At 44.1% G+C, this 24,766-nt stretch carries 10 protein-coding genes and 1 pseudogene; 10 read left to right on the top strand and 1 reads right to left on the bottom strand.

Features of this window, described 5'->3' with window-relative positions; translation table 11 throughout:
• The first annotated feature begins 31 nt into the window (after positions 1 to 31).
• The 9 genes and pseudogenes from GC097_RS02610 to GC097_RS02570 all read left to right on the top strand — a co-directional run.
• Entirely contained in the window at positions 32 to 4,921 is a 4,890-nt protein-coding gene (locus tag GC097_RS02610; protein WP_171681799.1) for a discoidin domain-containing protein, read from the top strand.
• 170 nt (positions 4,922 to 5,091) lie between these two features.
• Positions 5,092 to 6,111, top strand: a complete 1,020-nt coding sequence (locus GC097_RS02605; protein WP_171681798.1) for an S-layer homology domain-containing protein — start codon at positions 5,092 to 5,094, stop codon at positions 6,109 to 6,111.
• 293 nt (positions 6,112 to 6,404) lie between these two features.
• Entirely contained in the window at positions 6,405 to 7,463 is a 1,059-nt protein-coding gene (locus GC097_RS02600; protein ID WP_171681797.1) for an ABC transporter substrate-binding protein, read from the top strand.
• A 113-nt stretch (positions 7,464 to 7,576) separates the two neighbouring features.
• Positions 7,577 to 9,244 (top strand): ABC transporter permease, encoded by a 1,668-nt coding sequence (locus GC097_RS02595; RefSeq protein ID WP_312875599.1) that lies wholly within the window; start codon positions 7,577 to 7,579, stop codon positions 9,242 to 9,244.
• A gap of 390 nt (positions 9,245 to 9,634) precedes the next feature.
• The gene (locus GC097_RS02590; RefSeq protein WP_171681795.1) at positions 9,635 to 14,716 is read left to right on the top strand and encodes a discoidin domain-containing protein; all 5,082 of its coding nucleotides are present in this window, start codon (positions 9,635 to 9,637) and stop codon (positions 14,714 to 14,716) included.
• A 358-nt stretch (positions 14,717 to 15,074) separates the two neighbouring features.
• Complete coding sequence (locus GC097_RS02585) at positions 15,075 to 15,860, top strand: response regulator transcription factor (RefSeq protein WP_171681794.1); 786 nt, start codon at positions 15,075 to 15,077, stop codon at positions 15,858 to 15,860.
• A gap of 366 nt (positions 15,861 to 16,226) precedes the next feature.
• Positions 16,227 to 19,988: a GH92 family glycosyl hydrolase gene (locus GC097_RS02580; protein WP_171681793.1), complete on the top strand. Its 3,762-nt coding sequence runs from the start codon at positions 16,227 to 16,229 to the stop codon at positions 19,986 to 19,988.
• A 66-nt stretch (positions 19,989 to 20,054) separates the two neighbouring features.
• Positions 20,055 to 22,823 carry an immunoglobulin-like domain-containing protein gene (locus GC097_RS02575; RefSeq protein ID WP_171681792.1) on the top strand — a complete coding sequence of 923 codons (2,769 nt, stop codon included), beginning with the start codon at positions 20,055 to 20,057 and terminating at the stop codon, positions 22,821 to 22,823.
• Between the two features lie 151 nt (positions 22,824 to 22,974).
• Positions 22,975 to 23,265: pseudogene (locus GC097_RS02570) on the top strand (AraC family transcriptional regulator); the annotation flags it as partial.
• Here the strand turns inward: GC097_RS02570 and GC097_RS02565 are convergent.
• Complete coding sequence (locus tag GC097_RS02565) at positions 23,200 to 23,712, bottom strand: sensor histidine kinase (protein WP_171681790.1); 513 nt, start codon at positions 23,710 to 23,712, stop codon at positions 23,200 to 23,202. The pseudogene GC097_RS02570 and the gene GC097_RS02565 overlap by 66 nt on opposite strands.
• A 238-nt stretch (positions 23,713 to 23,950) precedes the next feature.
• Here GC097_RS02565 and GC097_RS02560 point away from each other — a divergent pair, with 238 nt between their 5' ends.
• Positions 23,951 to 24,487, top strand: coding sequence for an S-layer homology domain-containing protein (locus GC097_RS02560; protein ID WP_246293906.1), 537 nt, complete (start codon positions 23,951 to 23,953; stop codon positions 24,485 to 24,487).
• Positions 24,488 to 24,766: the final 279 nt, after the last annotated feature.

Raw genomic sequence — 24,766 nt, 5'->3', positions numbered from 1 at the left:
TATGTTTAAATTAAAGAAAGAGGTGCTAACATTGAAGAAAATAACTCCTATGCTTCTACTTTTTACTCTTATGTTAGGAATGTTCCTCCCAAATTCAGAGGCTTCCGCAAGCGCTGGTCAGGAAACAAATGGGGCGAATCAAAGAACAATATTAAATTTCAACAATAATTGGGGATTTTACCAAGGTGACTTAACTGGCGCAGAGGCCCCAGTCTTCGACGATAGCAAATTTGCCAATATTACAATTCCTCATACGATGAGACTTGAAAAAAAACATGCAAATGGCGCACAGTCCGTTTACCAAGGGATTGGTTGGTACAGAAATTATTTCACAGTTGATGAGCAATATAGAGGGAAAACAATAAATATTGATTTTGAAGGTGTAATGATAGATAGTGATGTTTACTTGAACGGTGAAAAAGTTTTCACTCGCAATGGCGGATATGTTGGTTTTTCAGTGGACATTACTAATAAGGTAAAATATGGCCAAACCAATGTTCTGGCGGTAAGGGTATCCAGTTTGGACAATCCGGATACGCCGCCTGGGAAACCTGATGCGGGTCTTGACTTCCATTACTTCGGTGGCATTTATCGAGATGTAAAAATGAGAATTACGAACAATTTGCACATTTCCGATGCTTTACAGGCAGATAAAACAGCTAGTGGCGGTGTTTTTGTTACTTACCCTCAGGTAACAAGCTCAAGCGCAACGGTTAATGTGAAAACGCATGTCGTTAATGCAGATACTGTTTCCGCCGAGGCCAAAGTAATCAGCAAGCTTGTAGATAAGAACGGAAACGTTGTTGCACAAGGTGAAACCGATCCAACAAGTATAGCTGCGAGCGGAGATTATCAATTCAATCAAAATATAACTGTAACCAATCCAAGTTTGTGGAGTCCGGATTCTCCTTATTTATATTCTCTCGTAAGCGAAGTCTATAATGCTTCGAGCTTAGTAGATTCTACGACTACTAAAATAGGTGTCCGAACGATAGAGTATAAGCCAGATGGTTTATATATCAATGGTCAGAAGATATTCATACGTGGAGCTAATCGTCATCAACAGTATCAAAATATAGGGGATGCAGCGTCTGATTCCATGCAATATCGCGATGCATTGCTAATGAAAGAAGATGGATTTAATGCGGTGCGGGCTGCCCATTATCCGAATGATCCTGCATTTCTAGATGCAGCCGATGAAATTGGCTTGTTGGTCGTAGAGTGTCAGCCTGGTTGGCAGAACTGGACAAACACCACTAAATTTTATGATTTAACATTAAGAGATACACGTGAAATGATAAGGCGCGATCGGAACAGACCCTCAGTCATTTTATGGGAAGCAGCGTTGAATGAAACACCAACTGCTCCGGCAACATGGAACCAAGCAGTAACTCAAATTGCTCATTCGGAATATCCGGGTAACCAGATGTATACGGCGAACGACTATGGGCTTCATGGTGAATACTATGACGTTAATTACAAGGCAGTTGATACGAATTGGCAAGCAGATCCAAGTAAATGGACGGATTTTGCTCCCAATAAAGCGTTCTTAACACGTGAATGGGGTGACTGGGGAGATGGCAGCAGGGCTTTGAGAGCACAAGGCGAAGCTGCTGTTACATCCGCACTTCTTAACCGTCAGAGAATGCTGAATGGTGATGGTTATTCTGACTGGGGCGGGGTTGATGCCAATCCGAGAATAGGCGGTTATTTCATGTGGGTTTGGAATGACCATACTCGTGGGTCAAACTCTGTGACAGCAGGAGCCGGATCAGTAGATATAGACAGATATGAAAAATACGGTTTCTATTGGCTGAAGTCCATGCAATCAGCGAGAAACCCTGTATATGGACCAATGGTGTTTATAGGAAGCTCATATTCCCCAACATCAAGTCTTAATGTCAATGTTTTCAGCAATGCTGATTCTGTTAGACTATATCAAAACAATGTACTGGTGAAAGAAATTACAAGAGTACAGGCTGCAACGGATGTTCCTAATACAGTAGCAAAAGGTGGCAGCCCGATATTCAAATTTACATTGTCACAGTTTGTAGCGGGAGAACTTAGAGCCGATGCTATTTTAGATGGACAAGTTGTAAAAACGCACACGGTTAAGACACCTGGTCAGGCAAACAAACTTGAAATTGAGGTTCGCGATAAAGGTATTAAACCTGTTGCAGACGGTTCTGACTTAATACCTGTATATTTCAAGATTGTGGATGCAAACGGTACAGTAATTCCAAATGCGTTAAATTCCATTCATATCGATGTAACAGGAAATGGTCAGCTTGTAGGAAAAGGTATGCCAAGAATTGGCGTTGAAGATCAGAATGTTGAAGCAGGAATAGGCTTTGCTTTTGTAAGAGCTTCTGACATAAGTGGGGATATACAAATAACTGCTACTTCAGAAGGTCTCACCTCAGCAACGACAACGGTAAGCACGTTACCCTACCAAGGAGAGTTTGTGTCAGTCGCACAACATACTCCATGGGTTGGCGGAGTCGAGAAGTTCGAACCTAAAGATTCATTCTTTAAAAATATTGCTGTTGGAAAACCCACTACAGCATCTTCGGAGCAACCAGGAAACCCTGCTACGAATGCAGTAGACAATAGTGAATCTACAAGATGGGTTGCAAATGGAAGTTCTTTACCCCAATGGTTGCAGGTTGATCTAGGGAAAAATTACAATTTGCAAGGCTTCCAGATGCTATGGGAGAAATCAGATGCTGTATATAAATATTACATTGAAGTTTCAAAAGATGGCGTGAATTGGACTAAGGTTATCGATAAATCAACCAATACTTCTAAAAACGGTAAAGAGACAGCTATGGCTGACACCAGAGGCAGATACGTAAGGTTATCCGTTGTAGGCAGCATTACTAACAATTACTGGGCATCCCTGAATGAGTTTAAGGTTGTACCATCAGATGAACAAATCCCGGATGATATTATTACGGATAATGCCATCGACACAATAACAGCAACATCGGAAAGTGAAGATGGTCGAGGTACGGATAAGTTAAGAGATGGAGATACAAACATAGGAACAGGCTGGTTGGCAAAATCAAATGAACTACCGCAGTCCGTTACTGTTAAGTTTAAGACACCCCAAACTGTAGCGGGGAGCCGCATTTTCTGGGAAAAAGATAGTAACTGGTATACCTATGATTTAGAAGTATCAACGGATGGCGTTGTATGGCGTAAAGCTCTTGATAACTACACTGTAGGGGGGCAACACTTTACACCGGAGGCTTTTGCTAATCCATTTAAGAATGTCAATTATGTTCGCGTAACTATTAAGGATATACTTGCCGGTGGTGGATTTAGAGTAGGTATGGCTGAACTGATATTGTATGGCCAAGATTATAAGATTCCTAAAGACTTGAGCATCACAGCGCCGGCAGCCATCACAGGAGTGAACATCGGAACGGCAAAGACAGCAGACGCTCTAGGATTGCCAAAGACAGTAGTTATGGTTACCGATCCAAAGAGTGTGGATGCCAATGTGACATGGCATGTAGATGCAACAAACTATGATCCCACTGTAAAGACAGCACAGGCCTTCACTGTTAATGGAACTGTAGCTTTGCCAACAGGGGTAGAAAATCCCAACAACGTACCTTTGACAACAAGCATTAGCGTAACTGTAAATAAGATCCCTTCATCACAGATGACGGCAACGGCGACAAGCCAGGAAACGGCTGGGGCTAACAACGCAGCTTCCATGGCGATTGACGGAAATCCAGGAACGATCTGGCATACAAAGTGGAGTGGATCCGACGTTCTCCCACAATCGATTACCTTAAACCTTGGAGGAACCTATAATATCAATCGAGTCGCGTATCTACCAAGACAATCAGGAGGTACCAATGGAATTATTACAGGCTATAACGTGTATGTAAGTACGGATGGTGTATCCTTTACTAAGGTTGCAAATGGAAATTGGGCAAACGACAATGTGTTGAAATATGCAACGTTTGCTTCGACCAATGCATCCTATGTCAAGCTCGAAGCAACAGCGGGCAATAGTGGGTTTGCAAGCGCCGCTGAGATCGGTGTACTTGCGGAACCAGCGGTAGCGCCGCTAGTGCCGAAAACGGTTATAACTGGTACGGAGAATGTAAATTCTGGCCAAACCTTCACTCTGACGATGGGACTGACCGACGTTACACAAAGCGTATACCAGCAAGTGTATGCTCAAGACTTGACGCTTCACTTTGATCCGACAAAATTGGAGTTTAATTCAGTAACGTCAGTGAAAGACGGATTTCAAGTCATTGATAAAGATGTTTCAGTGCCAGGAACTGTTCGAATTTTGGCTGCCAGCGTAGGTGCGAGCGTACCTGCCCAAGGCGATTTTCTCTCAATCCAATTTACGGCCAAATCTATCACCCAGGCAGCCTATACGACGATTTCTGTCGACCATGTAATGATTGCCAATGCACAGGGGAATGAACTGCAGGTCGGCGAAGTTTCTCACGAGATACAAATAGCGGTAACTAGTATACCTGTAGATAAGTCGCTCTTGAACGAGGCGATCGCAAGCGCTCAGGCGAAATACGATGCAGCTTTGGAAGGCAATGAGAACGGACTGTATGCGATTGGTTCCAAGGCGCAATTGCAGTCAGCTATCGATGCAGCCAAAGCGGCAGCAAACGATTCGAATGCCACCCAGCAGCAGGTAGATAGCGCGAAAGCAGCATTGGAAGCGGCAATTCAAGTGTTCGAAAGCAAGAAAATAACGACAGATATCAATGGAGGAGGTACAGGAGGTACCACAATCGGAGATTTGGCTATGGTTGCAGCTGCTTACGGTAAACAACCGGGTCAAGCAGGCTGGAATGAGAAGGCGGATGTCAACCATGACGGCAAAGTTGACATTGTAGACCTTGCCATTGTAGCCAAGGCGATTTTGAACTAAAAGCTCTAAAATGATTGACAGACTGTATGCTCATTGTCATGGGAGTGTAAATGAATAAGATGGAGTTGCGGGCATGGTTACCATGCCCGCAAATTTTTTAATGAAATACAGGATTAAATGATGACCCACATCCTAGCGATTTAATCAAAGATTAGAAAGGATAATCTCAAATGAAAAGAAAACTTCTTCTTACGGCTAGCCTGACCCTAATGCTGCTCAGCTTTCTGATTCCATTTGCGGCGTTTGCTGCAGACAGTGCCTCATTTACTTTAACGATTTCAAACGAAAAGCCGGAAGCCGGCCAAGAGGTCATCGTTAGCGTAAAAGGGCATGATCTTAAGGACTTATATGCGTATGAAGTCAACTTGGGCTATGATCCCGAACTATTACGTTTCAAGCAAGCCAAGAGCGATATCACCGGCATGTCCATTACCCCAATCGTGAAGAACGGCAGTATTCAATTTGCGAGCACCATGATCGGAGATAAAGCCGGGAAGAATGGAGATGCACTCCTATGTACACTAGTATTTGATGCAATTGGCAATGGCAAAACTAAAGTAGAATTGAACGAGGTGAAGCTGGTAAGCAGTCAACTGGCTTCAGTTACACAAAATGCCGACGCCCGAATTACAACCGAGATCCAGGGCGGCAAGCTTGTAACATTCACGGATATTGCCGATCATTGGGCGAAAGAAGCGATTGAGCAAGCGGTAAAAATAGGTTTCGTGAACGGATTTGAAGACCATACGTTCCGCCCGCAAGGACTCGTTACCCGCGCGGAATTTACGGCTATGCTCACTCGAGCGCTTCAACTCCCTGGCCTTGAGGATGCAGTGACGGACTTCGCAGATGACGATAGCATTCCGCAATGGGCAAGGCCGGGTATATCTGCAGCCGTGACGGCAGGCATTGTGAATGGGTATGATGACAATACGTTCCGCGCTGATAACCGCATTAACCGTGCCGAGATGACGACTTTGGTTGCGCGAGCATTGAAGTTAGACCTGGATTCAACTGCTGTATCTACATTCTCCGATGCCTCTCAAATTCCTGACTGGGCTGCCACCTACGTTGCGTCGGCGCATAAGGCGGGCTTTATTCAGGGAAGAGACGGCAATCAATTCGCTCCGCTAGAGCAATCCACGAGAGCGGAAGCTGTTAAATTAATTCTCTCAGCCATCAAAAAATAGATCGTTGATATGCCGATGTAAACCTGTGCATTAGTAAGGGGATTGTCCTATATCCATAAAGTATGGTTAAGGGACAGTCCCTTATTTTATTTTGCAGAAAATGAAGGCAACCTATTTAGTTGATAGTAGAGGGAATAAAATGAACTTTGGTTTTTACAAAAATTTTATATTTCTTCATTTTAATAGACTGTTCATTTTCTCGGATAGTTGTACCGTTTTTTTGGATAGTATCACGGACGACGGTTCAATTAAGATGATTATGTAACACAAACATTAGATATGGAGGAGTAAGAATGAAAAAGTTTTTCACAGTTGCATTAACAGCATGCATGTTACTAGTGAGCGCAGCTTGCTCAAGCTCGCCGACTACACAAACTGGCGCTGCTTCAAGTCCCACAAGCCAAGAAGGAGGCAAAAGCGAGCCATCCAAGTCCCTTGTCGTTTATACATCGGCGGCGTCGGATGTCATGAATGTGGTAATTCCCGAATTTGAAAATAAAACGGGGATTAAAGTTGAAGTTATTACGGCAGGAACAGGAGAACTCCTAAAAAGGATCGAAGCCGAGAAGGAAAAACCGTTGGGCGATGTTGAATGGGGAGGCACGGTATCGGTTATATCTCCCAAACAACAGTTGTTTGAAACGTATAAATCAGAAAATGAGACCGCAATTATAGACTCGGCCAAAAATGCAGAGGGATCGATTACTCGAAACAACGTAATTCCTATGGTGCTTTTGGTGAACAAGAAGCTGGTTGGCGATATTAAAATTGAAGGCTATGAGGACCTCCTCAGTCCGAAGCTGAAAGGCAAGATCGCTTTTCCTGATCCATCCAAATCGTCAACAGGATTAACTCATATCGCTAACATATTACAGACCGTTGGTGCGGGAGATGAGAATAAGGGCTGGGATTATATCAAGAGCCTGACAAAGAATCTCGACGGTAAGCTGATTTCAAGCTCAGCAGCAGTGCCTAAGGGTGTTGCCGACGGTGAGTATGTGGTCGGAATTACTCATGAAGAATTAGCTTCTGCTGCAGTTAGACAAGGATCTCCTGTGGAAGTTGTTTATATGAAAGAGGGCGTTATTGTATCTCCGGCTACCGTGCAAATCATTAAAGGCGCGAAAAATATGGATAATGCCAAAAAGTTTGTCGATTTCCTGACGTCCAAAGATTTACAAGCCCTTACAGCAACCAAGCTTAATATGCGCGCCTCCAGGGGTGATGTTCAAGCGCCGACGGGTTTAAAACCGGTTACAGATTTCAAGATCATTAAGGAAGATCTGAACTATGAACTGATCAACAATCAGAAATGGCTCGATAAGTTTAAAGATGTCTACACAAGCAATTAAGAGTATACAGGGATAACAACTAGATCACACATATAGAATTGCTGTACTAGTCTGTAGCACATGTGTTGCAGGCTTGCACAGCAAAGGAGGAATTATAGTGAGAGTAGCCTTACATGGGCGTGAGAAGTATGACAAAATTTAAGCTTAAATTTGATTTTTGGACAGTAATAACCTTGTGCATAGCCATATTATTTGCCATTTTTCTGCTCTATCCTATGTTATCTTTGTTGGCGAGTGGGTTCAAAAGCCCGGTCGAAGGTACATTTACCTTTCATAATTTCACAAAGTTTTTCCAAAAAAAATATTATTATCAAGGACTGCTTAATAGTTTTTTGGTTAGCTGTTGCGTCACGTTACTTGCAGTTTTGATCGGAGCCCCATTGGCCTATCTAACGACTGCTTATAAAGTCAAAGGAAAGAAATTGATTGAGATCCTGATCATCATTTCAATGTTGTCACCGCCATTTATCGGTGCGTATTCCTGGGTGCTTTTATGTGGTCGCAGCGGTATCATTACGAAATTCTTTCAATTATTTGGGATTCAGATGCCAAGCATTTACGGCTTTGGGGGCATTCTGATCGTGTTAACTTTAAAATTATTTCCTTTTATTTATCTCTATGTATCTGGAGCTTTGAAGAAGCTTGACGTATCACTGAGCGAAGCTGCCGAAAGCCTGGGGTGTAATTCGGTTAAAAAGGTATTTACCATTATACTTCCATTGATAACCCCAACCTTGCTGGCAGGTTCCCTGATGGTGTTTATGAATGCCATAGCGGATTTTGGCACTCCCATGCTGATTGGGGAAGGTTTTAATGTCATGCCGGTCATGATTTATTCCGAATTTATCAGCGAAGTAGGCGGTCAAGCAAATTTTTCGGCGGCTATGGCTACGATTATGGTGCTCATAACAGCCCTGCTATTTATTGGTCAGAAATATATGATCAATAAAAAATCTTTTACAATGAGTTCCTTAAAGCCGATACAGCCAGTAGCATTTGATGGCCTTAAAGGGGTGTTGGGTCATATCGCTATTTATCTCGTTGTGTTCCTGGCTATGATCCCTCAATTGACCGTCGTGGTGACATCGTTCATGGAGACGAAAGGCTCCAGATTTCTGGCAGGCTTATCGCTGGAGAGCTACCGAACGGTATTTAGAGGACTGTGGCATTCTGTTGCCAACACATATTTGTACGGTCTGGTAGCAATAGCCATTATTGTGCTTCTGGGAATGTTCATAGCTTATATGTCAACCAGGAAGAAAAATCTGCTTACCTCCACGATCGACACGATTACAATGTTCCCATATATTTTACCGGGTTCTGTACTGGGCATAACGCTTCTTCTGGCTTTTAACAAAAAGCCGATGCTGATGAGCGGAACGATTACGATCTTGGTCATAGCCTATATTGTAAGAAAGCTTCCTTACACACTTCGATCCAGTGCGGCGATCCTGTACCAGATCAGTCCAAGCTTGATAGAGGCATCCGTCAGCTTGGGTTGCTCCCCGATGAAAACTTTCTTTAAAGTTACAGCCGTCATGATGCTGCCTGGTGTGTTTGCCGGTGCGATCATGAGTTGGATCACCGTCATTAATGAGTTATGCGCATCCGTAATCCTGTATACCGGAAGCACAAAGACAATGTCCGTTGCTATATATGCGGAAGTAGTCAAGCAAAGTTATGGAACAGCGGCAGCGCTATCAAGCATTCTTATTGCCACTACCATTATCTCTTTATTGATCTTCTTCAAATTGACAGGCAACAGGTCCATCAGTATGTAACGCGATTAGCGAAATTGAGGATGGCCTGATATCTTGTTGAATACTACTTTTTTAATATATTGTAAATATCGAAAAAGTTCAGTTATTTACGGTGGTTGTCTATGTTTTTAGGATATTCAATATTTAACTGAAAATTTATTATTGAATCATTAGCGTTGCTTAAAATTGCGAACTTTGGTCATCTTTTTTAAAGTTCTGCATGATCCGCTAAAAGAATATTTCACATGCAATCATCGGTAAACGTTTACAATGCGTTTACAAAACTCTTTTCGGATTTGCTTCGAGAAACTTGAATTATCGGAGGGGGGATTACAAGGGAAAAGTTAGCTCAATACTGATGGATTCAATGGTAACTGAGGTATTATTTAAATAATCAATGGAGGTACAAAAATGTCTTTCATAAAGAGGTTCCAAAAGTCATTTCTATCACTACTTCTGCTAATCACAGCTTTGGTAGGCGGTACTGGCCTTAGCACTGTTCTTTTTCAGTCAGAAGGCTCAGCAGCAGGGGCTAATGCCTCTTCGACAGGTCCGATTTTCAGCTTTATGTCCATGTCGGACACGCATAGTAGTACGGGGAATACGATTAATGCTGTAAAGGATGCTGTTGCTAATAATATCAGTTCCATGGTTTTAGTCGGGGATATAACCAATCAGGGGGATCCCGGTGAATATGACTCCATATTCAATGCGATCAATTCGGTAAATTATCATCCGCAAGTGTATTATACAATTGGAAATCATGAATATGATTGGGATGATGGTGCTAATTTTACAATAATGACGAACAGATTTAAACAAAAGATAGGAATACCAGAAAGTACGTTGTATTACAGCCGGAAAGTACAAGGCTATGACTTCATATTTTTAGCGTATGATCGTAAACTGTCCAATAACGCGTATATGTCCGACGATGAGTTAGCTTGGTTGGATAGCACGCTTGCTGCAGATGCTGTTTCGGGCAAGCCGATTTTTTTGTTCAATCATCAGCCTATTTACCAGACCGTATCCAGGACATTTTCGGCTGTTGGTAGTCAACAAAATACTGTTCAGGAACAGAAGTTCAAGAATATTCTTGAAAAATATCCACAGGCTATTTTAACAACAGGACATCTTCACGACGATATTAAGCTACAAGGCAACTTGTACGCTGGGAAATTCTCGGCAGTAAGAGACGGTGCCGTTGTAGAAAATCAAGCTATGATTTTTGATGTATATCAAGACAAGGTGCATTTAAAGGGAAGGGATGTAAGTACACAACAAACCATTTGGGAAGGTACGATAAGCCTGAAACCGAATACAACCGGTACGTATGAAGCCGAGGATAGTGTATTTACATATGCTACCCAAAGTGAAGATGTTAATGCTTCTGGCGGTAAGGTTGTGAATATGAACGATGGAAGAGCATATATTGAGTCGCTCAAGGTTGACGGAGGAGCTGTTGGCGGCAATAAAATATTGAAAATAAGCTATGCTACCGATGCTGCCAATGTCAATGAGGGAATATATGTAAATGGATCCAAAGTACAGGCGATCAACTTCCCGACTACCGGAAGCATGAGTTCGTATAGCGATCTGGCAGTAGCAATTGAGCTGAAGCCGGGTACAAATAACAAAATTGTCATCCAAAGCGATGGTAGTGCAGCGGGCGTGAACATGGATAAACTCCAAGTAATGGATAGCGCCAATTACAGCACGATGTGGGGATTTAACGGCAATGGCAACGACAGTATCGCGAACGGAATCAATGCAGTCTTGAAAGGAAGCGCTGCTTATGATACGACCGATAAAATGGAAGGTTCAGCTTCGCTCAGCCTGAACGGTGTTGACGGCAATTATGCGAGTGCAGGCCTTGCATCATCCAAAACAGACGATGTAACGCTAACAGCTTGGGTGAAATGGAATGGCGCCAATTCGGGATCGCAGCAGATCTTGACCAATGGCGACGGCCTCACCAATGGTTATTCCATCGTACTCGACCATAGCCAGGGCGATAAAGTATCCATTGCAATCGACGGACAGACGATGCTGGGATCGCAGACCGCATTGACGTCGGGTCAATGGACTAATGTTACCGCGACAAGAAGAAGCGGCACTTGGGAGCTTTATTTGAATGGCAAGAATACACCAATAACCAATAATATGGCAGCTCCATCTACGCCAACAACGGGAACGTATATAGGCGCAGACAGCAGCGGCAAACAAAGCTTCAACGGACGTATCGATGCTGTAAGAGTTTACAATCAAGCATTGTCAACCGATCAGATCATGGCCATTGCCAAAGAGACTTCTGGCGCTAAGCTGCAAAGCATCGCAATAACGACACTGCCAACAAAGTTGAATTACCTGCTAGGTGAAAAGCTTATGCTTGAAGGGCTGGTTGTGACAGGAACTTACAGTGATGGAACAACCAAAGTGGAGAATGTAACGGTTGATAATATTACCGGCTATGATAATTCCACTCTTAAAGCAGAACAGCAACTGACTGTGGCTATAGGTTCAAAGACAACTAGCTTTAATGTAAATACGCTTAATGAGGTGCCTGGTTCAGCAATCGTGCCTGGAAGGATATTAGCTGCAAACTACAATTCGAAACATGGTGAAACACTTGGAAATGAACCCGTTGATGATGGCGGACCCACATGGCGAATTAATTCGATAGATCCTGGCAACTGGCTGGAATATAACCTAGATGTGGCAAAAACGGGACTCTATCAAGTCACTTACAGGGCAGTAACAAAAGGACAGTCGTTTACGGGAGAAATTGAACTGCTGGTAGATGGCGTACCTCAAAAGAAGACATCATTCAAAACCGACCATTGGAACGACTATCGCAATATATCCGATCCGGTGGTCGCACTGAGTGCAGGCCCACATAAAATAAGGCTGAATTTAAATACAGGTTATTGGGCTTTGCGCTGGTTTGAATTGACAGAGATTCCACAAAAGGAATTGAACAGCATAACAGAGCCTGCACCACTAGCAGCGGCCATCGGAACGGCGAAGACAGCGGCAGCTCTGGGATTGCCTGGTAAAGTATCGCTTGTAACCGATATAGCTAATGTGGATGCTGGTGTAACTTGGGATTTAAGCAGCATTAACTACGATCCAACGATCAAGACGGTGCAAACCTTCACGGTACCAGGAACCGTAACCCTGCCTATTGAAGTCGTAAACACGAACAACGTGCCATTGACAACAAGCATTAGGGTAACTGTAAATAAGATTCCTTCATCTCAAATGACGGCAACGGCGACAAGTCAGGAAACGGCTAATGCTAACAATGCAGCCTCTATGGCGATTGACGGAAACCCGGCAACGTTCTGGCATACAAAGTGGAGTGGTTCTGTTCTCCCCCAATCGATTACCTTAAACCTTGGAGGAACCTACAATATCAATAAAGTTGTATATTTACCAAGGCCAGGAGGCGGCAATGGAACTATTACAAGCTATAACGTATATGTGAGTACGGACGGTGTATCCTTTATAAATGTAGCAAATGGAAATTGGGCAAACGACGCTACAGAGAAAATAGCAACGATTGCTTCGACAAATGCATCCTATGTCAAGCTCGAAGCAACAGCGGGCGTCGGTGGGTTTGCAAGCGCTGCGGAGATCGGTGTAACTGTGGCACCATCGGTACTGCCGAATCTCGTGAGCATCAAAGCGCCGGCAGCGATCACGGGACTAGACATCGGAACGGCCAGGACAGCAGCAGCTCTTGGCTTGCCCGCAAATGCCGTGCTTGTTACTGAATCCGAAAATGTGGATGCGAATGTAACTTGGGATTTAAGCGGCATTAACTACGATCCAGCTACCAAGGCGGGACAGACCTTCACGGTACCAGGAACCGTAGCCCTGCCTAGTGGAGTCGCAAACGCGAATAACGTGCCATTGACAACAAGCGTTAGCGTAACTGTTAATAAGATCCCTTCATCCCAAATGACGGCAACAGCGGACAGTGCTTGCTCAGCCTCAGAATCAGCGGCTAAAGCCATTGACGGTATCGTCACTGGGAACAGCAAATGGTGCTCCAAATCCAGCAACCGTTGGCTGCAAATTGATCTCGGTTCTATGCAGAGCGTGAACGGGTTTATCATCAAGCATGCTTCGGAAGGCGGGGAGCCTGCCAACTGGAACACGAGGGGGTACAATATTCAGGTCAGCAGTGACGGCACAAACTGGAGTACGGTAGTTAACGTAACCAATAATACGAACGGCATAACGATAGATCGCATAGCCGCGATTTCGGCTCGATACATCAAATTGAACGTTCCCGTTCCAACACAAGATACGAATCAAACGGCAAGAATCTATGAGTTTCAAGTATTAGTAGCTCCTTCTTTGGATAAAACGCTTATGGGGGTTACAACACCTGCGGCAATAACAGGGGTGGTGAACGGTACGGCGAAGACAGCAGCTGCCCTTGGTTTACCCACCGTAGAATTGGTTACCGATACGGGAAGCATGAACACTGATGTTACATGGAATGTTGATGGTTCAAGCTATGATCCGGCTGTACGGACTCAGCAGGTATTCACCGTAAGTGGAACTGTAACTTTACCTGCAGGAGTGGTAAACCCGAATAACGTAGCATTGACAACAAGCGTCAGCGTAACCGTATTGCCAGCGCCAGCAACACCAATGTCTACATTGACAGGTGTACAGCAGGTACTTTCTGGCCAAACCTTCACGCTAACGATGGGACTGGCCGGCGTTACGCAAAGCGTATACCAGCAAGTGTACGCCCAGGATTTCACACTACAGTATGACCCTGCAAGTGTGCAATTCGATTCGGTGACATCCCTGAAAGACGGGTTCCGAATCATCGATACAAAGGAAACGGCGCCTGGTCAACTCCGGATTGTGGCTGCCAGTGTAGGCGTGACCGTGCCAGCCCAAGGCGATTTGCTCGCAATCCAATTTATGGCCAAATCTGTAACGCAGTCAACCAATACGACAATTTCTGTTGATCATGTTGTGATTGCTAATGGACAGGGAAATGAGCTGCAACTCGGCGGAGCTTCCCGTGAGATCCAAATAACTGTACCTAGTACACCTGTAGATAAATCGCTATTGAACGCAGCTATTGCGATCGCTCAGGCGAAGTACGATGCAGCAGTGGAAGGCAATGAGGACGGACTGTATGTGACTGGCTCCAAAGCTCAATTACAGTCGGCTATCGATGCAGCCAAAGCGGTAGTAAACGATTCGAATGCGACTCAACAGCAGGTGGATAGCGCGAAAGCTGCATTGGAAGATGCAATCCTAGTGTTCGAAAGCAAGAAAATAACTACAGATATCAATGGAGGAGGTACAGGAAGTACCACAATCGGAGACTTGGCTATGGTTGCAGCTGCTTACGGTAAACAACAAGGTCAAGCAGGCTGGAATGAGAAAGCGGATATCAACCATGACGGCAAAGTAGACATTGTAGACCTTGCCATTGTAGCTAAAGCGATTTTGCAATAGAAATGCTTAATTAGTTAAGAATCATAAAGGTTGAGCGTTAAAGAAATGCGGGGAGATCCAGGATCTCCCCGCATTTCTCATTAGGGCGTGGAACTTGAACTATTGCCTTGCACTACGATTTATATACTTCATTTTTTAAACGTGCATAATCCACTAAAGAATTCGGCATCGAATTGAAAAGCGCTTAATAAGGCTTTTAAATTATCATATGCATTTTTTAGAGAAAACTTTATTTTTTGTAGTTCCTATTGTTAGGGCGGGAAAATAAAATTGGATATAAGAAAGAAAAGTATGAACGATTTCATCGAATCACGGAGTTTCTTGCAAATGACTACAAGATGAATGTGAGGTAAGCACAATGACTAATGTGGAATGCAGAGCGGTAATTATAGACGACGAAGCTTGGATTCGTGAAGGGTTAAGTGAACATATCGATTGGAAAAAGCTCGGTATCGTTCTCGTTAAAGTATTTCATGATGGGGCCGATGCGTTTGCCTATCTGAAAGAAGAACCGGTGGATATTATTCTTTCCGATATACGCATGCCCAATATGACAGGACTTGAAATGTTGGCCAAGCTTCGCGACAGCGCAAGCGAGAGTGCGGCGAACGATTTCTCCCGTATTAAAACAATATTTTTAAGCGGTTACAACGATTTCAAATTCGCGCAGGAAGCCCTCCGCTTAGGGGCAGTCGACTTTCTGCTCAAGCCCTCGGATTTGGTTGATATTGAGAATGCTCTATTAAAGGCTAAGCATCTCTGGACTTCGAACGGAGCCATTCAATTTAAACAATTATGTAGCACAGAGCCAACTGAAGAGCCGGGCTCTTATCTAATTAAAAGGGCGCTGAATTATATTCACGCACATTTTGCCGAAGAGATCCATTTGACTGATATTGCTAAAGAATTATCTGTAACGCCAAACCATCTGAGTAGATTATTCCGTCAGGATATTGACCAGTCCTTCAGCGATTACTTATCACAGATGCGTATGAATAAAGCTTGCAGCTTGCTTGTGGAAAGCAACATGAAAATTTATCAAATTGGAGATATGCTTGCTTATACTAACCCTCGTTGTTTCAGAGAGTGGTTTCAGAAAAATACAGGTATGTCTCCGGTTGAATATCGCAAAAAACATACTTAAATCGTTTTCGATTTTGGATGTAAATCGGAATAAATGATAGATTTGCTACGTTTTATCCATCGTCTTAAACCCTTATGATGAAAATGTAAAGCGCTTTCAAGACTTCAACAGGGGGGATTCAATGGGGAATAAAAAGAGCACTGGTATTTCGGCGTCAGCAAGTTTAATGTGCCGCTAAGAACCGCAGTTGAAGTTTGCTGTGCTAGATCATGATTCATTTACTCGCTTTTATATTCGTCATCGCAAATGTTGTGGGAGGATGGTTGGATTAAACAGTGTTTAAGTCGATCTAAAATGGGCGACAGCAAACACGTTATCGAGCAACAGTAAGAAATAGGTACAGAAAAACCGAGGAGGATTCATTAGATGAAGAAAAGGACCATACGAAAGTGGTTTCATTTCATGTTTTGTTTTGTTCTATTGTCAGGAGTTCTAAACTTGCCGTTTGCCCCCGTTCCAAAAGCCGAGGCGAAAGCCGCAAATTTCCATTCCGGACTCGAAGATCAAGATATTCAACCGACGTGGAGGAATGAATCGGAAAGTAGTCAGAATGTTGAGGGAATATGTTGTCAACTAAACGGGATGGAGACGGACATTTCCGGTGAGATACACCAAGCCGGTCAGAAGGCACTCGTATATTCCGGTAAAAGCACAGGTACAGGCAAGTCTTTCGCCTACAATAAAGTGTTCGATGTCAATATTCCTGTAGAGTCTGACACTTCCTTATCGTATTGGATATATCCGCAAGGAAAATCAAGTATGAATGGGAATGTAGTAGACAATGGGAAGAACAGCACCTATGTCACTGTGGATCTTGCGTTCGATGATGGCTCTTACTTGCACGACGACAGATCTGTAGATCAGTATGGCATTAAGCTGGACCCGCAATATCAAGGGACAGGCGGGAAGCTGGCGCTGGATTCGTGGAACTTTGTCATGTCCGACATCGGTTCCGTTGCTGCCGGCAAAACGATCAAGCGTATTCTGATTTCATACAAACAATCGGATTCTCCAGGCACATTTCGGGGGTTCCTGGATAATATCCAAATCAGAGGCGCTGATCGCAGTTTAACGGAATATGTCAATCCTCTTGTCGGTACGAAAGAAGTTGATACTGGTTTCGAGAACGGATTTGGCGGAAACATCGGGAATACGTTCCCGGGTGCTACCCTACCATTCGGAATGGTTGAATGGAGCCCGGATAATGGTTATAGCGGTAATTCACCTTCTGGCGGCGGGTACGATTATAATAAAAATGTGATACAAGGATTTAGTATGACTCATGTTGATGGACCTGGATGCAGGATCGGGCAAGCCTTGCCGATCATGCCTGTTGTAGGACAAATTGGCAGGTCGCCAGGGACAAATTTCGGAGATTACGCTTCCACTTTCAATCATGCCAACGAAGAGGCAACCCCGGGATACTACAGTGTGCTTCTGAATGGTTCCGCTGTTAAAGCCGAACTGACGTCCACATTACGAACGGGCTTTGGCAGACTCACTTACCCGGCAACGAATAACGCAATGGTATTGATTAATACCGGAGTAGCCGGTGCCGACGTCTATGGCGGAGAAGTCAATATTGAAGGCAATAACGTTGTGACCGGGTGGACCAGAACAGGCGGATTTTGCGAAATTGGTTACGGCCCAAACTTGTCGGAAAATAAAAAGTATAATGTTTATTTTGCTGCGGAATTTAGCCAGCCGTTTGCAAATTCAGGCACTTGGGCAGGATCGGACGTTTCAACTTCCATAAAGCAACGTAAAAATACAACGAATGCCGGGGCATTTGTGCAATTCGATACAACTAACAAAAAAGAAGTGCTTGTCAAGATTGGTATGTCCTATACCAGTGTGGAAAACGCAAAATTAAACTTAAAAACCGAAAACTCAGGATGGAATTTTGACAACATCAAGAATGAAGCAAAATCCAAATGGGAGCAAAAATTAAACACCATTCAAGTACAAGGAGGCACGGAGGAACAGAAAAAAATCTTTTATTCTGCTTTGTATCACTCCATGATGCATCCAAGTACGTTCAGTGACGTGAACGGAGACTATATGGGCACCGACCAACAGCTACACCGGGCGGAAGGCTATACGCACTATTCATTGTTTTCAGCATGGGATACCTATCGATCTCAGATGCAGCTTCTTGCCATGCTAGCTCCAACTGAAACGGGGGATATGGCGCAATCGCTCGTGAATGACGCGATTCAACGCGATGGTTATGTGCCACAGTGGCAAATAGCCAATACTGAAACCTATGTCATGTCCGGAGACCCGGTTTCGGCCATGATACCGAGCATGTACGCTTTCGGAGCGAAGAATTTCAATACGAAGGATGCATTAGCGGTTTTGGATAAGACAGGAACGGTTCCATCGCCTATGAATCCACGTGATCGTCTGGCGGATTACCTGTCTTATGGATATATTCCTATCGAAAGTATCGGACAAGCCGCGAGCATTACGATGGAATTTAATTCATCAGACTTTGCGATTTCCCAGTTTGCCAAATCCCTGGGCGACATGGAAAAATACAATACCTACTTGAACCGTTCACAAAGCTGGACTCGTCTTTTTAACCCGCAAACCGGATATATTCAACCGAAATTAAGCAACGGAAATTTTGAGACCTCATTCAATCCTGCTAGCAGCAGAGGCTTTCATGAAGGTAACGCGGCTCAATACACATGGATGATTCCTCATAACATCAAAGCGCTTATTGAAAAAATGGGAGGAAATACTGAAGCCATAAAGCGACTCGATTTCTTTTTCCAAGAACTCAACGCAGGCTCGGATTCGCCGCATGCCTTTATGGGAAATGAACCGGGCTTCGGAGGCCCTTGGACTTATAATTTTGCCGGTGCTCCTTATAAGACACAGGATGTTGTGCGTAGAGTGATGCACGAGCTTTTCTATAACGGTCCTGGTGGAATTGTCGGAAACGATGATGCCGGCGCCACTTCATCATGGTATGTTTTTGCCGCAATGGGAATTTATCCATTTATCCCGGGCGTAGGGGGCTTTACAGTGAATGCTCCGTTGTTCCCGGAAATTACGATCAACTTGCCTAACTGCAATACGATCAAAATTATAGGACATGGTGCATCTGACGCTGCCAAGTACATTCAAAGAATGAAATTGAACGGTGTGGAAACGACAAACACATGGGTGCCTTATGAGCAGGTGGCCGATGGCGGAACGTTGGAATTTTGGTTGGGTGAGCAGCCTAATGTAAATTGGGGAACATCACCTGATGATGCACCGCCGTCTTACCAAGAGTTGGGTACGCAATTGACTTCTGGCGTGACATATCAATTAACCAATAAGGCAACTAATCAAGTGTTGGAAGCTCCCGGTTCGGCCTCGGAGAATGGAACCAAAACACAAGTCGGTACGAATATGGGAAGTTCAAGTCAAAAATGGATGCTGAAAGGACCGTCCTGCCAGGCGGTTGCTATCGTTCAAGAAGGCAGCAATAAGGCACTGGATATTGATGCTTCAAGTGACGATTCGATTATCAATTCGATTGACGGTAGCCTCAAACAAATGTGGGATATTCTTCCTACAGAATACGGCTACTATAAAATAAAGAATAAAAAGAACGGTAAAGTATTGGCTGCTGTTACAGGCAATAAAACCATCATGCAGACGGACGACGGTGGAGATTCACAGAAATGGAAGTTCACCAAATCTGTTAAAGCGAACGTCACTTACAAGCTGATTAATATAAACAGCAATAAGGCGCTGCAAGTAGATGCTGCTAGCGGAAATGTGCAAATCGGGACTGACCGAGGTACGGATAATCAAAAATGGACAATAACCACGAATAACGATGGGACGTACAAGCTGATTAATCCGGCCACGGGCAAGGCGCTTGATACATTAAACGGAGGAGTGAATGATTCTACAGGCTTAGTCATCGCGACAAACAGCACTTCAGCCTCTCAGAAATGGAAGGTGTCCAATCTCGGCAACGGCGATATTTATCAATTGATAAATCCTAATAGCAATAAAGCGATGGATGTAGCCAGTTCTGGAACTGCGGATGGGACCAAGGTTCAAATATACACCTGGAATGGTACTAATGCTCAATTATGGAGGTTAGTCGAAATCACGAATTGATCTTCAATGTAACGATTATGTCATATGGAGTCTGTATTATAAGGAATCTTATGGAGGTTCATAAAAATGAAAAAAAATGATTTCAAGAAATCATCCACTTCAGTTGTTAGCATGATGCTGTTGCTAATGGGGCTAATGTTGTACTTTGCCCCATTAGGTTTACAAACGGCTCATGCAGCGGGGAATATGCCGCCTAGGCCATGGCCGGATATGACCGATAACGGTATCATCGCGACTGCAAGCGGGAATAACCCGCCAAACGAGACCGTTGATCAATTATTCGATAACGCTACGAGTACGAAATGGCTTACAAAGCAGCCAACCGGCTGGGTGAGCATGCAATTTAAGAATCATGCTAAGTACGCAGTAAGGGCATATACCCTGACATCGGCAAATGACGCTGCGTCAAGAGATCCGAAGAATTGGGAATTGCTAGGTTCCAACGACGGAACCTCGTGGACTCGGGTGGATGCCAGAACGAATGAGATATTCCCTTCACGCTTTCAAACAAAGTTGTATGAGTTTAATAACAATACCGAATACGAATTTTACAAATGGAATGTTACCGTTAATAACGGGGCAACTGACGCGATACAGCTTGCTGAAATCGAACTGTTTACTGCTCTCGATGACCAAGCCGTAGTAACTCAAACGATCAATGCACTTAGTCTTGGGGATGTCAGCTCGGTAGTAAGCGATTTGAACTTACCGACAACTGGGGTTGAAACTACTAAAATTGAATGGGAGAGTTCGAACAAAGCCATTGTTGATACGAGCGGACACGTAACGCGCCCGGATCCGGGGCAGGGGGACGCAAATGTAATTCTGACGGCGAAAGGTTCCAGAGGCACATTCAGTATGACGAAGCAATTTACCGCAACGGTTAAAGTATTAACTGAAGCCGAGGCTTTGGCGGAGGCTAAAGCGGCCCTTAAACTGGGGGACACAAGCGCGGTAACTCGGGATTTGATCTTGCCTATTACGTCCATAAGGGATACTGAAATAACTTGGATAAGTTCCAATCCCGAAATCATGGACAATAAGGGGCATATCATCAATAAACCCGGAATCGGACAGCCTGACGCTACTTTGACTTTGACTGCTGAGCTCAGCAGGGGAGCCCTTAACGACGAGAAGGCTTTTACAGTGACGGTGAAGGCGATTACTGCGGATGAGATTGCGGTTCAAGCGGCTGTCGCAGCGATTGATCTCGGTAACACAAGCGCGGTGACAGGGGATTTGACATTGCCAACACTCGGCTCGCAAGGTACGTCCATTTCGTGGAATAGTTCGGATCCGCAGATTCTCAATCATATGGGTCAAGTATTTCGTCCATGTGTTGGAGACTGGGATGTAACCGTAGTGTTGACTGCAGAAGTAAGAAAAGGCAACGCATCGGACATTAAAATGTTTTACGTAACGGTGAAAGCTGAGACCACAGAATCTACCGATCAGAAGCTGGTGAACGAAGCGATAGAGATGCTTCAACTAAGTGTGGACCTCGAAGCTGTAAAAAGAGATCTGGCGCTGCCCAAAGCAGGTTTGCATGGCATAACGATTGCTTGGAATAGTTCGCATCCAAACGTCGTTGACGAGAACGGGAAAGTGATTCGGCCGGCTGCAAATCAACCTGATACTGCGGTAATTTTGACTGCAACCGTAAGCAAAGGTACGTCAAGCCGCACTAAAACGTTCGATATAGTTGTGAAAGCGCGCAGCTTGGATGACCCGTCCGCAATTTTAAGTAGCGATGCTACGCTAAGCGGTATTGGGATCGGCGCCACATCGCTGGCCGGTTTCAGTAAGGATAAGCTCGTTTACGATGTCCAACTACCTGAGGATACCAAGGACGTACCGATGGTAACCGCAGCAACGACAGACTCGAACGCAACCGTTAAAATAAGCGCTGCGGATCGTCTGCCGGGTACGACAACGATTGAGGTTACGGCGGAAGACGGCATCGCAAAACAAACCTACAAGATCAATTTCCTTCTGACATCGGTTCCGAAAAACCTGGAAGCCGCCTTATCCGGTTCAAGCCGTGTCGTCGCCGGTCAGCCGTTCGACTTGACCTTTGGCCTACGTAATGTTATTCAGGCCGTTTATGCTCAGGATTTGACTGTGACCTACAATCCGGCGCAGTTTGAATTTGTTTCGGCGGAATCGCTTAAGACCGGGGTTATTATCGTGCAAACGAAGGAAAAAACGCCGGGCGAGCTTCGAATCCTTATTGCAAGCTTAGGGTCCGGCCAAGAAGTTAAGGCGGATGAAGATTTGTTGAAGCTGTTCTTTGAGGCTAAAGCTACCATACAGCCGACTACCGGAACGATAACGCTGTTCAACCTCGTTGTTGCAGGAGCTGATGGCCCGGAGACGAACGTGGAAGGAACTTCGCACAATGTACAAATCATCGCTGTCGATAAAGCAGCCTTGCATGCATTGATTACCGATGCTCAATCCAGGCATGACGCAACAGTAGAAGGAACGAAAGTAGGACAGTACCCGATTGGGTCGAAAGCTGCCCTTCAGGCAGCGATTGATAAAGCCAAAGTGGTAGCGGACAATGCGGCAGCTGACCTGCAACAGGTAGAGCAAGCGACGGTCGAATTGAATGCAGCCATGCAAGCCTTTATATCTTCGATCATCAGCCGGGCTTCAGGTGATCTGAACGGAGACGGCAGAGTCAGCATAGGCGACCTGGCCATCGTTGCTTCCTGGTACGGTAAAAAGTTAGGCGACCTGGACTGGGAAAAGTATAAACTCGCGGACATCAATAACGATGGAAAGATTGACATTGCCGACCTTGCGGCAACAGCTAGTATGATTCTGAATTAACCCTTTGTGGAGGATGGCATAATAGCCATCCTCTTCTAACAAGACGCCTTCAACGGGAAGCTACTATTTATGACCTTCAGTGGGGCTTCTTTTATTTTTTAGGGAAAACTATTAAAAAGGCGCTGAATTATATGGCGCGCATTTTGCCGAAGAGATCAATTTGGCTGATATTGCTAATGAACTATTTGTAACGCCTAACTATCTGAGTAGATTATTTCGTCAGGAGACTGGCCAATCCTTCAGCGATTACTTATCACGGATGCGTATAAAGGATGTTGAAACAAGGGGGATTTCGATGAATCTGGATTTTTGTCGAGCAGTAGTCGTTGACGATGAAGTTTGGGTTCGCGAAGGCATTCAAAATTACTTGGATTGGTCATCTTTGAATGCGCTGCTGAACATTACGCAAACCAACATGCTCACTGGCGTGATCGGCATTTAATAATTGCTTGACATGTTCCAGATCCAATCGCCCCCCTGTATTCGCAATAGAGATGCACACCTTGTCGCCGATTTTACACGCCACGATCGAAATCGTCCCCGTCTCACTCGGCTTCGAAATTCCGTGTTCAATGGCGTTTTCAACCAACGGCTGCAAAATTAGCGGCATAATCCTATTATTACGAATCGTTTCCTCTATCGATAGTTGATAGCTGAATAATTTATGCTGGTATCGATACGATTGAATGATCAAATAGTTTTGAATATGTTCCATTTCCTGTTGAAGCGATATCCATTCTCTGCCTGAGTTCAAGGTGAATCTGAAGAACCTTCCAAGTGCCGTAACCAGCTTACTGACAGTATGGGACTGTGTTCTTATACCAAATTGTGCATTGAAGCCGAGGACAAAGGGCCAGCTGTATATATCGTAAATATCGAAAAAGTTCACTATAAGTGATAATTATATATATTTTTAGGATACTCAATGTACACCAGAAAATTTAAAATTAGATTAATAGCAGTGTTTACACTGCGATTTATAAACTTCATTTTCGATGTATTTCAAGTGGCAATTAATTAATTCGGTATCTTCAAGGATTAGAAAGCGTTCTCCGCGTGTGTAACTGGTCCAGCCTTGGTTCTTTCCATCTCGGAAGGCTATCGGAAGGCGATATTTTCAAGTAACAGTGAGTGGAAAGCAAGTAAGCGACTTATACGCATATGAAGTGCACGTAATCGATGGGTATGAGGATGGATCGTTCCACCCGGACCAAACAGTAAACCAAATCAAAGATGCGGCTGAAGCTGGCCTCATCAGCGGCAAGGATGATGGCATATTTGATCCGCATGGCAACTCCACACGTGCGGAGGCTCTTACGGTCATTCTGATTTCAAGCGGAAAAGGGAGGGTGAATCCTTTGAAATTTTGCTTATATGATAACAAATATGAACAGGTTATTCTAATAAAAAACAATATACGATCAGTTATTCGTTATAAGATGGATCGAAAAATGTCCAGCGAGGTTACTGTACTTCCAATCCTGTCCAAAGATGAGTATTTGTCTTATCCCGCTTCGTTTCGAGGAGAAATTAACGGTGTATCTTATTTATTATATGAGGTTCCAGGTGTTTTAGAGGCAAGGTTTGATCAAGTTATTGTTCATGATCGATTTCGCCTCCAGTCTCCAGATCGAATTGTTAGAAGAGTAAATAAGAACATGTAAATCGCAAACTTCTACAATCGTTAACCTTAACCCCAACATAGAAGCAACCATTATGCTTGCTTTTGAAATATGATATTTATTTTTTAGAGAAAACTTAATATTTTGTTGTTCCTTTTGTTAGGGCGGGAAACTAAAATTGGACTATATCGATGTGTAGAAATGAAGAGAAACATGAATGATTTTGTCGAACTGTAGAGCCTCTTGCAACTGACTACAAGATGGATGTGAGGTAAGCTGGATTGATCGATTCGAGAAATTGCGGTTTGATCGGCCTTGAAA

It is taken from the genome of Paenibacillus planticolens, assembly GCF_013141725.1.
Taxonomy (GTDB): domain Bacteria; phylum Bacillota; class Bacilli; order Paenibacillales; family NBRC-103111; genus Paenibacillus_E; species Paenibacillus_E planticolens.
The sequence above is the reverse complement of the archived record's forward strand: the minus strand, read 5'-3'. Positions and strand labels throughout refer to the sequence as shown.